The sequence below is a fragment of the Paenibacillus sp. 1781tsa1 genome, from assembly GCF_024159265.1.
In the GTDB taxonomy this organism is placed as follows: Bacteria; Bacillota; Bacilli; order Paenibacillales; family Paenibacillaceae; genus Paenibacillus.
The window spans coordinates 2726609-2739471 of the sequence record NZ_JAMYWY010000001.1 but is presented as its reverse complement, the minus strand read 5'-3'; the positions used below and the strand labels follow the sequence as shown (position 1 = coordinate 2739471).

Below are 12863 nucleotides of genomic sequence, written 5' to 3'. Positions count from 1 at the left end.
GCAGTCTTTTTTATATTTTTTATAATTACTCTGCACGCAAGTCGACTCGGTAGAAGGAGGAAATCCATGTTCTTCTCTTTAAAAAACCGCCTGATTGCCTTTATCGTTGTCCTGTTTGTCCTCGCTTTTGGTACACTCTCCTACCTGCTCTTCAAGGAATCACGCACGGTCATTCGCTCTTACATCGAATCCTCTGCTCTTGAAAAAATGGAGGAATACGGGTCATACGTAGACATGGTGCAGATGCAGATCTATGATGTCGCCTCACTTGTTTTCAACAGTGATATGGGCAAGAACTGGGATAACGCGATCAGTGATCCTAACCTTCCGGAAGGAGAAAAGATGCTGGCCAACCTCGCGATGAGCCGTTTTCTCACTCAGGCAACCAACAGTTACACCAGTATCTCGGATGTATCCATCTATCGACGGAATGGACTGCGAATTGGCAGCGAGAATCAGGTAGCGTATGACCCTGCCTTTGTACAAGAATCCTGGTACACGAATTTCTACACATTGGGGGAACGCTGGTTACCTGCAAACACCGATCAACATGAACGTGTCAGAGATCATGGCAATCCGGTGGTCAGTCTACTGATGCCTATTGGTACCTTTCATCATGCTACAGCGCAGAATGTCATGAAGGTGAATGTGAGTGAATCCTATTTTCTGGAACCGCTCCGGCGCATCCACCTGGCGGAGAATAGCACTATTTTTCTACTGGGTGAGCAAGGGAATCCCATTCTGTCACAGCAGATAGACACGTTAGGTGCTGTAGCTACCGCAGAGATCGATCGGTTTCGAAACAGCCCGCTCAAGTCCGGTGTGGCATACCTCACCAACCATGAAGGACAGCGCGACATCCTTGTATTCAAGAAACTGGGCCGTACCGGCTGGATGTTGGCGGGGCTGGCACCGGAAAAGGAAATGTATCTCTCTCTCCATAAGCTCCAAAGCACGATTGTGGTGGTAACCATTGTCCTGATTCTGGTCTCCCTCTTGGCGGCTGCATGGTTATCCCACGGTGTAACCAAACCTTTGACCAGACTGGTGCTGGCCATGAGACAGGTTCAACGAGGTGCTTTTGACCAAGCGGATTCACTTCTGCCTCCAGATAAAAATGTAAAGAGTGAGATCAGTTATGTCATCTTTACCTTCCGTTATATGATCAGTCAGCTGCGGCAGCATATCCAGAATGAATTCGAGCTGAAGCTGCTTCGCCAGCAAGCAGAGTATAAAGCACTTCTCATACAGATTAATCCACATTTTATGTTTAATACCTTAGAGCTGGTAAGCAGTCTTGCCATTCAGCGTAGAACGGATGATACGGTTCAGGTCATTGAGGATTTGGGTAAAATGATGCGCTTTTCCATTAACACCAATGACGATCTTGTTCCCCTAACCGAAGAGCTGGATTATGTTCAGCGTTATATCTCCATTTTGCAGACCCGTTTCGGTCATAAGCTCGACATTTCGATAACAAAGGAAGGCTCACTGAACTCCTTGGTCATCATCAAGTTTATTCTTCAGCCACTTATTGAAAACGCAGTGAAATACAGCTTCCAGCATCAGACAACAGCTCAGGTCCAGATACGGATCAACCGGCTGTATGATCGTCTGCATATCCACGTTTCAGACAACGGACCGGGTATTCCAACAGAGATAATCCATAAAATGAATCACCCTGATGCTTCCCCCTCATTGGAATCCATATTGCTTAATGAAGGTTGGCATATTGGACTTGGCAATGTGATTGCTCGTTGCCGCCTGCATTATGGTGCCTTGTTCACGGTTCATATGAAGAACGATGAGAGCAGTGGCGCATGTATTGAACTGACTCTACCCGTACAGGAGGAATATGATGTACAACGTATTAATCGCAGATGACGAGATTGAAGTTCGCGAAGGATTGAAATTAAAAGTCGATTGGCATGGCATGGGCTTTGCCATAACAGGAGAAGCGTCTAACGGGATCGAAGCGGATGAACTTTTACAATCTGAACATTTTGACTTGCTGATTACCGATATGAATATGCCTGTTATGGATGGCGTCCGATTATTGGATGTCTGCCGCAGTTATAATCCTTCCATTCAGATTGTAATTATCACGGGTTATGAAGATTTTCAATATGCCAGAGCAGGTGTCCGTAGCCAGGTCATGGATTATTTACTGAAGCCTGTAACCCGGGATGAACTAAAAGCCACTTTAGGCAAAATCAAAGCAAATCTGGATGAACAACGTAAAGTGCGAGGCGATTCCGAATTGCTGCAATGGCGACTCTCTCAGTATTACCGGGAAATGAAGGAACGTTTCCTTCTTGATCTTGTCAAAGGCAATCGCCTACCGCCCTCCTCAATGCCAGAACGGCTCAGATTGTTCCATCTCGAATCATGGCAGGATCAGAAGGTATGTTTCATCACCGCGAGCATAAGTCAATCGGACAAGCAGGATCTTCGAGAAGATCGCTTACACGAACAGATGCATCTTCCTTTCGAGATGGTATGTTATGAAATCGCCCAGTCTGATTCAGACAATGTCCAGGTATTTCATGATTCGGCACACGCAGGAATCATGCATTTCATCACAGCAGACGGTGTACAACACGAGTTCATCCAACAGCTCGCGGGACATACGGCATCCGTTTTTTCCATGAATATTAGGGTTGGGATTGGACGATCTGTATCTGGACTTGAGCACTGGAAAGAAGGTTATATCCATTCCCTTCTGGCTTGGAATTCAGCTGAACGGGCTGTCAGCGGGTTGAACCCTCAGGCAGGAACAGACTATAGTCCATTACTGCCTGAAGAAACGACACGCACGCTGCATCGTTGCCTCATTCGTGGGGAACTGGACTCCTTCCACAGCATCATCCACAAGGAGATTCACGAGGCATTCCAGCTCTCTCCCTCCCGAATGACACGAAGTATTTTTCAAATTTCACTGTTGATGGATTATCCTATGGCCCCGGAATGGATACTGTGGCTTAAGACGCCAGATCAAGCAGAACGCTTATTAATGCAATGGGCTCAAGACTTCCTGGGTCGACAACTTCCTTCGGAAAATGGGGATGGAACGGTTATAGAGTTAGCCAAGCGATATATCGAAGAGAACTACATGCAGGAGCTCACGTTGACGTTACTCGCTGAACGATTCAACTATTACCCTACCTATTTCTCCGAATTGTTTAAGGAAGGGGCAGGTACCTCTTTTGTTCAATATGTGACGGGCGTTCGGATGAATCATGCCTTGCAACTGCTGAAGGATACTCAATTAACGGTATGGGATATTACTGAGCTGACAGGTTTCAGTTCGCCAAGTTATTTCAGCTCGAAATTCAAAAGAATGTTCAACATGAGTCCTTCAGACTATCGCTTGCAGCATTCCGAAAAAATCAATAACCATGATCCGAAGAAATAAGATTCAAGCTTCTCCCCTTCCCCGGTATGATGTGGTTACCAAGAGAACGCCGCATGTTGTAAGCGGATTCACAATGGGTAACCATGAATTTTATCCATGCAGAAGGGAGGCACATGATGAAAAAACAGACCAAACCCTTATACGGTCAGCAGAATACCACAGCCTACTTGTTTCTTCTGCCCTGGCTGATCGGACTCTTCTGTCTGACACTGGGACCGATGATTGCGTCCCTATACTTATCCATGACCAAATTCAATCTGCTGTCATCACCGACTTGGACAGGACTTAGCAACTATGTTCACATCTTTACCGAGGACGATACCTTTCGCAGGTCCCTGGGGCTGACATTTTATTATGTCTTTTTATCCGTTCCCCTAAGACTTGCCTTTGCTCTACTGGTGGCAATGGCGTTGAACAAAGGAATTCGAGCCCTCGGCATCTACCGGACCGTATATTACATCCCTTCCCTCTTGGGCGGCAGCGTCGCGATCGCAATCGTCTGGCGTCAACTTTTTGAGGGGAACGGACTGGTCAACCAGTTTCTAAGCTGGTTTGGTATCTCTGGTCCATCCTGGATTGCGCATCCGGATTATGTGGTTTATACCATCATCACGCTATCCGTATGGCAATTTGGGTCTGCCATGGTCATCTTTCTTGCGGGTCTGAAACAGATCCCGGCAGACTTGTATGAAGCTTCCGATGTCGATGGAGCGGGAAAGATACGTCAATTTTTCGGAATCACCCTGCCCATGCTCTCCCCCGTTATCTTTTTTAACCTGATCATGAGCATGATCAATTCATTCCAGGCATTTACACCCGCTTACGTGATCGGAGATGGCCGCGGGGGTCCACTCGATGCAACAATGTTCTATACCTTGTACCTGTATCTGAAAGGTTTCTCGTTCTTTGATATGGGTTATGCTTCGGCTCTGGCTTGGATCATGTTGGTCATTATCGGAGTATTCACCGCAATCGTCTTTGTTACATCCCGATATTGGGTGTTCTACGGGGATAATCAGGAGGGGAGGTAATGCATATGCCAATCAAACGACAACTGGTTCAGACCGGGAGGCATGCCGCCATTATACTTTTCGGTCTGCTGATGTTATATCCTGTACTATGGTTAATTCTCAGTTCGTTTAAACCGAACCATCTCATTTTCACCAGTGGCAGTCTTTTCCCAACCAGCTTCACGCTGGAGCACTATATTAATGGCTGGAAAGGTCTGCAGGGCATCTCCTTTGGCCGTTTCTTCGGCAACTCCGTTCTGATCTCGGTCATGAGTGTGCTGGGTAATGTGATCTCCTGTTCCCTTGCAGCCTTTGCTTTCTCCAGATTGAAGTTCAGATTCAAAGGCCTGTGGTTCAGCATGATGTTGATCACGATTATGTTGCCTTACCATGTTACTCTGGTGCCCCAGTACATTCTCTATAATGAACTTCAATGGATTAATACGTATTTCCCGCTGATTCTGCCCAAGTGGCTCGCGCAGGATTCCTTCTTCATCTTGCTCATGGTTCAATTCATACGCGGTATACCGCGGGAACTGGACGAGAGTGCAACCATTGACGGTTGTGGGCAATCACAGATCTTTTTCAGAATCGTAGTGCCTCTGCTCGTTCCGGCACTGATTACAACAGCGATCTTCACCTTCCTGTGGAGCTGGGATGACTTTTTCAGCCAGATGATCTATCTGAGCAAAATTGATCTGTTCACCGTGCAGCTGGGCATCCGGTCTCTCTTTGATCCCTCAGGACAATCCGACTGGGGCGCATTGCTCGCCATGTCTACTCTGTCACTGCTTCCCGTGACCATCATCTTTTTACTGTTTCAGCGATATTTCCTTGAAGGCATTGCGACAACAGGTCTGAAGTAACAACACGTTTCTCATTATCCATAGTCAGGGGGATTCACCATGTTCAAACGTTTCATGATCGGTATAATCACTTCACTTTTGTTATTCGTAACAGCTTGCTCTGGAACAGACCATACGGGTGCTACTGATAATACAGGCGATGGTAATAACAATGGAACTACCGAGGGCGGACAGGTCGAACTTCGCATCATGTGGTGGGGTGACCAGAAACGAGCAGATATTACGAATGAAGCCCTGAAGATCTTTCAGGCGAAACATCCAGATATTAAAATTTCAGGTGAATTTGCACCCTCCTCTGGATATTTCGACAAGCTGAATACCCAGTTGGCTTCAGGCACAGCACCGGATATCTTTTTCCTCGGTGGAAATGTCGTTGATTATGCCAAAAAAGATGTCCTGCTCAACCTGGACCCATATGTTGGCAACGAACTGAATCTGGATGGTATGGATGAAACTATGATCGAATACGGACGTCTCGACGGGAAGCTGCAACATATTTCTGCTGGTGCCAACGCACGAGGAATTGTTGTTAACAAGGCACTCTTTGAGAAAGCCGGCGTGCCTTTGCCAGCTTCGGATTGGGACTGGGCGGACTATGCCGCCATCAGCAAGGAGTTATCCGACAAACTCGGGGACGGCTTCTATGGAACCTATAATTTCACCGTCGACGGGATGGATATTTTTCTAAAACAAAGGGGTAAACAACTGTATGACATGAAAAACGGTACACTTGGATTCGCCAAGGAAGACATTCTGGAATGGTTCCAGTATTGGGAAAAGACTTCGGCATCCGCCGGTGTAGTCACACCGGAATTGCAGGTTTCCAACCCGCATGATGATACCAGTAAATCCCTGTTGATCACAGGCAAAGCAGCCATGACTCTACTGCCATCCAACCAGCTCGCTGCATTCCAGAGCTTGACGGAAGACCCTTTGGTTCTTCTCCCTGTACCACGAGGTCCTAAGGGAACGGGTGTTGTATTTGAGTCGAGTCAGGGATTATCCGGGTATGCCAATACCAAACATCCGAAGGAAGTGGCAATGTTAATGGACTTCTGGATTCATGATCCTGAAGCAGCCAAAATCCTCGGTAATGACCGCGGCGTGCCCGTTACGGAAGCCAATCGTAATCTTCTTCAGGAAGGTGCAGGTCCTGTGGAGGAGATTGTCTATAACTATACGAGCCTTGTCTCCGAAGCTACGAAGACTGAACCTTTTGACGTAAGCTACAACCCGCCGGGATTTGCAGAGTTTTCCAAGTTAGCTCAGACAACGAATCAGGAGATCGGATTTGGACGAAAAAGTGTGGAGCAGGCTGTCTCGGACTTCTATAACGGGACCGTTCGCATCTTTGAGTCGAATCAATAAGTAGAAGCTGTGAGGAGGAACATATGACAGAAGAGATACTGAATCGTCTACGCAACATGTCGATCATGGATCAAGTTCAGCCTGTTAAACCGGAAGATCAGCAGTTATTACAGGAATGGCATGCGTCGGGTGTCCGGTTTGCAGCATCGGGCGGACGAATGGAAGCTACGTATTATGCGGCAGTGGAAAAATTGCTTGCTTGCATCCTGCCCATGGGAGACAGCGTTCCTATTTTACAAGAAGGCGGCATCTATCTGGGATGTTGGTTAGAGAGTACAGGTACCATTAATGCGGAGCTGCTGTCTCGCCTGCTTCCTTCCGTATCCGAAACAACGTACCTCGAATTTGCCAAGCAGCAAAGAGATGATGGATTGCTTCCGTATAAACTTACGGCAAACGGGCCCTCTTTCCGGCAAATCCAGTTGGTCACTCCACTGGCACGCAGTGTATGGAACCACTATCAGCTTCATGACAATCATGGCAAGCAGTCACCTTTCCTGAGCACCATGTACAAGGCTATGGTTCGTTACGATGAATGGATTGCACTCCACCGTAATACCCGAGGGACCGGCTGTGTAGAGGCCTTCAGTACGTTTGACACTGGACATGACTTATCCCCCCGTTTCTGGCATGTTCCGGATACACCTTATATGAATGATGCTTCTGCCTACCACCCGGATTCTCCGATTTTGCCTTTTCTGGCACCGGATCTGACTGCCAATATCTATTGTCAGCGCATGTATCTGTCCCGCATAGCTGAGGAGTTGGAGGAGTCGGGAACGGATTGGAAAGCCAAAGCCGAGTCCAGCCTGGAAAGTCTATTTCGTTATTGTTACGACGAACAGGATATGTTCTTCTATGATCGGGATCGCAATGACGAATTCGTCAGAGTGCAATCCGATGTGCTGCTCCGCGTGATGGCCTGCGAGGTGGGCGAGCGTGAATTGTTCGATCATCTACTGCGTCGGTACTTGTTGAATACAAGCAAGTTTTTCGCTAAATATCCTTTTACATCAATCTCAATGGATGATTCCCGATTCGATCCTTTTTCCTCCTATAATAGCTGGGGAGGGGCATCCAATTTTCTGAGTCTGATTCGGGCACCACACGCATTTGAGTATCATCATCGATATGTGGAGTTGACCTGGGTAATGCAGCCAATCTTGTCCGCTCTATCCAAAGATAAGCGATTCGGTCAAGTACTAAGCCCATGGACCGGAGAACAAGGTTTTACCGAGACTTACTCACCCTCCATCCTCTGTCTCCTCGATTATGTGGAGCGATTATGCGGAATTATGCCTGTTGGGTCGAATCAGCTCTGGTTTACGGGACTGCTCCCCATCGATATGGATCATGGAGAGGTTGTATCAGGCAACACGGCTTATAGTAGAAAGGTCCATGGAACAGGATACGAATTGGTGAACACCCCGGATCGTATGACCGTATATATGGAGGGCAATGTTCATCTGGACGGCCCATCAGGGATTCGCCTTGTAACGGATCGTAGTGGACATCTGGAAGCCGTCATCGGAATGACCGTTCGCACTGTCGAGGGAGAGCTCTTCTACCAAGGAGAGTGCATTCCGATTCGGATCAAAGGAAATGAACTGCAGCGTTATACGGATGGAGGTTTCAGGACCGAGCGCGATATTGGCATCATCCATCCTACCTATCGTTAATGGTTCGTATGTAAAAAGCGCAAGTTGGGAAGGCTTACTGCCCTGCACTTGCGCTCTTGTATTTCTTTATTTCTACACTTTCCGGTTCCACGCCGGGTGACGATAAAATTCTATCGTATCAATATAATTTACCGTGAAATGCTGTTCTACATCCGACAGGTTCAACAATTTGCGGTCGATTTGCTTCATCCCCATGACCACATCGTGTCTTAACAGGTCCATCGCAATTTTGCCTACAAACCCGCCTTCCATCTCCTTATGCTTGGCACGAAACTCTTCATTGTAGATCATTTCAGGTGTGAATGCTGCTTCGACGAATGCATTAACAAGCGTAAGCTCATTGCCATCCATCTGTACTGCCAGATAATAATTGCCACGCTCATCCTGAATGAGGTCTTTATACATCTCTACGATCACTTGAATCACTCCTCTATTATAAAATGAAACCCCGTTAGCCGTAACGAACATGGGCTATCAAACGTACACCTTCCTACCCCGTGCCTTCATATACTAGGTACAAATGGCGAACGGAGGAATTCTTATGAGCTGGCAGCATCTCCATACTGGCAAAACACTTCAACAGCGTCTGGCAGAACTCCAGGGGCACCTTGCAGAACTGAATACTCCACTCTCCGGGTTGGAACCGGGACGTATTCGTCGTGTCTATCCAAGACAGTTTATCAAAGTAAACCGTCAGTTATTCATTCCGCTCAGTCTGAATTCCATTCGGGTATTCGATATTCCTCGGACACGGCGAGGCGTCAGAGTGGGAATCCGCACGACGTTCCCTTCCTGGAATGCATTTAACAATATCAGACTGGTTGGCGTGGGACTGGATTATCTTGAACTCCAGGGAAAAGGCCGAGTCCCTTCCCGTATTCTATTTCCTCTCTCCAGCGTTGAGTCGATCTATCGGCCAACCATCGGGAGAAAGAACTTGAAACGACCTTGTAGGCGGAAGTGAAGCTGGTTCTTTTCGCAAGCCATACAATGGTTCCCGCATGTCAGCATACGGTCGCTCCCTTCCAATGTATAATTATAACCCATACAACCGCTTCTCTGCTGAAGAATCATTTTATGTCAAAAAGCGGTGAGAACAGAACTGCTTCTGTATCTCACCGCTCAGCCAGTTACGGATCAAGCTGACCCTTCACATGTGTACATCAGATACCTGTCCATACATCTTTGGCATAACGACCTTCCTGCTGAAGCTGATTAAGCCAATCTGCTGCTTCCTGCGCGGATTTGCCATGAAGTTCAGCGTATGCCTGCTGAAGTGTGGCTTCCACATCAGGTGCCATCTTGCTGCCATCACCGCAGATATACAGTTGTGCACCGTCTTCAAGCAAAGGAATCAGATGACGGGCATCGTCTCTCATCAGATGCTGTACATAACATTTCTCTTCTCCATCCACTCGGGAGAACGCTGTATGAAGCTCGACAAGCCCTTCTTGCTGGGCTGCTTCCAGCTCGTTTTTGTATAGATAATCATGCTCGGGATTCCGACATCCAAAGTACAGATGGGCTTCGCCAACCTCTTGACCTTGTTCCTTCAACACATGTCTTGCTTGTATAAAACCACGGAATGGGGCAACGCCTGTACCCGGCCCTACCATGATGACGGGAACCTGTGCATCTTCCGGCAGTTGGAAACCGGATTCCGGTGTCCGCGTGAACATGACGATCTCGTCACCCGGTTTCAGATTAGCCAGGTAATTGGACGCAATGCCTTTGTATTCTCCCTGTCCACTCCATGCCGGGGCACGCACTACACTCACCGTAATACTCGCTTGATCGGGCTGAACACGCGGTGAACTGGAGATCGAATAATATCTGGCTTTCAGTGAAGGCAGTAATTCAAGGAAGCGCTCAAACGGCAGTTCACATGCCTCATATTTCACCAGATAATCCAGCATGGAGATCCGTTTATTCCGAACTTCATCCATATACACAGATTCATCAAGCAACGCTTCAAGCTCCTTCTTATGCGGTGGACACACCGTGTATGCTGCCATTTCTCTGAGCTGAGCACGAGTTGCCGCCTCCTGAAGCTCAACGCTATGACTAAGCAGATCATACAGGTTAACCGGTTGATGTAACGGCAGATGTGCAGCACTTCGACCCGATGCATCGAGAACCAGATGCTCCGTTCCCGTGAATCCATACCGACGAAGTACACGTTCCACCAGCTCCGGTGGGTTCTGTGGCAGAATGCCCAGATGATCCCCTTCCTTGTAGGTTATGCCTTCAGGCAATTTGATCTCGAGGTGACGTGTACTCCGTTCACTGCCCGCGTCGTGAAGCTCTCTGTTCTCGAGTATTTCTGCCACATGGGCATCATACGTATCCGCAAGCGGTGTTACGGCGAGTCCGCTGACAAACTGTACAGATAGTGAACTGCGTTCGCTGTTGGAGCTTGTATTTAGCTTCAGTCCCATCGTTCGTGCGAGATCTGGCCATAATTGTTCTGTCCAATCCCCTACCTGCTTCTCGAAATCACCGCTGGCATCTGACTCACCCAGCGGCGACAACCGCTCTGCTCCTCTGGAAGATAACTGTTCATCGATCAAACGCGGAATACGCTGATAGGTACTGGCCCAGTTGTGGTCACCGCATCCAAGAACGGCGAAACGCACCCCTTTGAATTCATTGGCATCCGCGTGTTCAATCCACTCGACAAACATCTTCGCATTACTTGGCGGCTGACCGTTATAGGATGCACTGACAATAATGACGGCACCATCCTTCGGCAGTTTGCCAACACGATCATCCAGCGCAGCGACCTCACTCCGGAAACCCTGATATCTGGCAGTATCCGCAATCTCACGTGCTATGCCTTCCGCCGTCCCCAAATTGGAACCGTATAGAACAAGCATCGGTGTATGGTGGGCATTCGCTGCATCCGGCTCCGTTCTTTTGGCAACCGGCTTTGGTTCTTCGACCGCTACACCTGGAACGGCCATGACGGGCTGGCCTCCACGCGCACGTACCCGAATGGTGAAGTTATCCGGTTTGAGCGTCAGCGTTTCTTTCACCTTTAACTGATAATCGGAATGATCGATGAAGTCAAAATGCTTCAACACCATGCCCAGTACCAGCGTTGCTTCCTGAAGTGCAAACTGCTGACCAATACAGGCCCGTTGACCGTTACCAAAAGGTTTGTAGGCATCATGCGGCACTTTGCTCGGATCTTCGAACCGTTCCGGGCGGAATTCCTCTACGTCGTCTCCCCATGCTTCGCGGTCACGATGCAGCTTGGGAATCAGCACACTGACGCTGTCGCCTTTTTGCAAAGGATATTGACCCGCAAGTACTGTGTCCTCTTTGGCATATAGGGAAAATGCCGGGGCTGTCGGCCATAACCGTAATGCTTCGTTCAAAACCATGCGAACGTACTTCAGATTGCGAACCTGGTTGTATGTGGGAACCGGATCTTTCAGAATCTGGTCCACTTCTGCTTGGGCCTTAGCCAGCGTATCGGGATTCTTCATCAGATAATAGACGGCGAAGGATAACAGACCACTTGTGGTCTCATGTCCAGCAATCAGGAACGTAATAATCTGATAACGGATGTTCTCATCATCCAGTGTTTCTCCCGTTTCCGGGTCCTTGCCACTGAGCATGTGGGACAACAGATCGTCTGCGCCTTCCTGTGGTTTCTCTTTGCGCTCGGCAATAATGTGATCCACCAACGAGAACATCGAACGGATATCCTGTTCAAACTGTTTCTTTTTGGTGATCATCAGCTTGTCTTGCAGACGCAGTCGCTGCAATGAACTCATGGATTCGTCCAGTGCACGAACCATGCTCGTAATGAATGGATGTGGTTCTTCCCGGTAGAAGCTGTTAAACCGATAGTTGAAACCACAGAGTCCAATCGTGTCGAGCGTAAGACGTGTCATATCATCCGGAACGTTAACCGTCTCATCCGGATTCAATCGTGACCATTTCTGAACCAGCTGCACCGCCAGATCAATCATTTTGTTGTGATAGCCCTGCATGGCACGTTGACTGAAACTTGGCAGCAGAACGTTATGAGCTTTTTTCCAATTTGGCTCCTCGGTCCAACTCGTGAATAGTCCATCTCCTGCAAAAGCACGAACCTTCGCAAGGGGTGCCCACACACGTTTGTCGAATTTGGATTCATCTGTTACCTCGGCAACCAGTTCGTGACCTGAAATATACAATTCACTTCGCCCGGGGTACTCCATACGAAAGATCGGTCCATATTCCTCAGCCAGTTTCACCAGGGATTGCACCGGTTCTTCAAAGTTCAATTGCGGCAAATTGCCCAGTGGGCCAAATGTTTTGGGTTGAGGCACTGAAATTGGTGGCATGACACTCACTCCTTCTTCCAAGTTAAGAGTTTTTACAACTGAAAAATAATGACTTGATTACATGCGAAACTGCACTTAAGCCTCAGATCAACAGATTCAAGTTATTTTTTGCACATTTTCATATTTCATCCAGATAACGATAAAACCATCAAAGAACTAACTGACCAAAATGGTATATTGGTCATTTT

At 47.9% G+C, this 12863-nt stretch carries 9 protein-coding genes; 7 read left to right on the top strand and 2 right to left on the bottom strand.

Going from position 1 to position 12863, the window contains the following annotated elements:
* The first annotated feature begins 66 nt into the window (after positions 1–66).
* From NKT06_RS12430 to NKT06_RS12405, 6 genes are all read left to right on the top strand, one after another.
* Positions 67–1884: a sensor histidine kinase gene (locus NKT06_RS12430; protein ID WP_253434376.1), complete on the top strand. Its 1818-nt coding sequence runs from the start codon at positions 67–69 to the stop codon at positions 1882–1884.
* Positions 1859–3415 carry a response regulator gene (locus tag NKT06_RS12425; RefSeq protein WP_253434374.1) on the top strand — a complete coding sequence of 519 codons (1557 nt, stop codon included), beginning with the start codon at positions 1859–1861 and terminating at the stop codon, positions 3413–3415. The genes NKT06_RS12430 and NKT06_RS12425 overlap by 26 nt, the downstream gene beginning before the upstream one ends.
* Positions 3416–3531: 116 nt before the next feature.
* Positions 3532–4446 carry a carbohydrate ABC transporter permease gene (locus tag NKT06_RS12420; protein WP_253442514.1) on the top strand — a complete coding sequence of 305 codons (915 nt, stop codon included), beginning with the start codon at positions 3532–3534 and terminating at the stop codon, positions 4444–4446.
* A gap of 5 nt (positions 4447–4451) precedes the next feature.
* Positions 4452–5291, top strand: coding sequence for a carbohydrate ABC transporter permease (locus tag NKT06_RS12415; RefSeq protein ID WP_253434372.1), 840 nt, complete (start codon positions 4452–4454; stop codon positions 5289–5291).
* Positions 5292–5330: 39 nt separating this feature from the next.
* Positions 5331–6659 carry an ABC transporter substrate-binding protein gene (locus NKT06_RS12410; protein WP_253434369.1) on the top strand — a complete coding sequence of 443 codons (1329 nt, stop codon included), beginning with the start codon at positions 5331–5333 and terminating at the stop codon, positions 6657–6659.
* Positions 6660–6682: 23 nt separating this feature from the next.
* A complete protein-coding gene (locus tag NKT06_RS12405) occupies positions 6683–8338 on the top strand; it encodes an MGH1-like glycoside hydrolase domain-containing protein (protein ID WP_253434366.1) in 1656 nt (551 codons plus the stop codon).
* 72 nt (positions 8339–8410) lie between these two features.
* Here NKT06_RS12405 and NKT06_RS12400 read toward each other — a convergent pair whose 3' ends face one another.
* Complete coding sequence (locus tag NKT06_RS12400; RefSeq protein ID WP_253434362.1) at positions 8411–8755, bottom strand: hypothetical protein; 345 nt, start codon at positions 8753–8755, stop codon at positions 8411–8413.
* 124 nt (positions 8756–8879) lie between these two features.
* Between NKT06_RS12400 and NKT06_RS12395 the strand changes: the two genes are divergently transcribed.
* The gene (locus tag NKT06_RS12395; RefSeq protein WP_253434359.1) at positions 8880–9302 is read left to right on the top strand and encodes a hypothetical protein; all 423 of its coding nucleotides are present in this window, start codon (positions 8880–8882) and stop codon (positions 9300–9302) included.
* A 199-nt stretch (positions 9303–9501) separates the two neighbouring features.
* Here NKT06_RS12395 and NKT06_RS12390 read toward each other — a convergent pair whose 3' ends face one another.
* Entirely contained in the window at positions 9502–12675 is a 3174-nt protein-coding gene (locus NKT06_RS12390) for a bifunctional cytochrome P450/NADPH--P450 reductase (protein ID WP_253434356.1), read from the bottom strand.
* Positions 12676–12863 lie beyond the last annotated feature (188 nt).

Coding starts and splice junctions, on each gene's coding strand:
- NKT06_RS12405 (WP_253434366.1), top strand. CDS start 6,683: ATGACAGAAGAGATACTGAATCGTCTACGCAACATGTCGATCATGGAT.
- NKT06_RS12395 (WP_253434359.1), top strand. CDS start 8,880: ATGAGCTGGCAGCATCTCCATACTGGCAAAACACTTCAACAGCGTCTG.
- NKT06_RS12390 (WP_253434356.1), bottom strand. CDS start 12,675: ATGCCACCAATTTCAGTGCCTCAACCCAAAACATTTGGCCCACTGGGC.
- NKT06_RS12420 (WP_253442514.1), top strand. CDS start 3,532: ATGAAAAAACAGACCAAACCCTTATACGGTCAGCAGAATACCACAGCC.
- NKT06_RS12430 (WP_253434376.1), top strand. CDS start 67: ATGTTCTTCTCTTTAAAAAACCGCCTGATTGCCTTTATCGTTGTCCTG.
- NKT06_RS12425 (WP_253434374.1), top strand. CDS start 1,859: ATGTACAACGTATTAATCGCAGATGACGAGATTGAAGTTCGCGAAGGA.
- NKT06_RS12410 (WP_253434369.1), top strand. CDS start 5,331: ATGTTCAAACGTTTCATGATCGGTATAATCACTTCACTTTTGTTATTC.
- NKT06_RS12415 (WP_253434372.1), top strand. CDS start 4,452: ATGCCAATCAAACGACAACTGGTTCAGACCGGGAGGCATGCCGCCATT.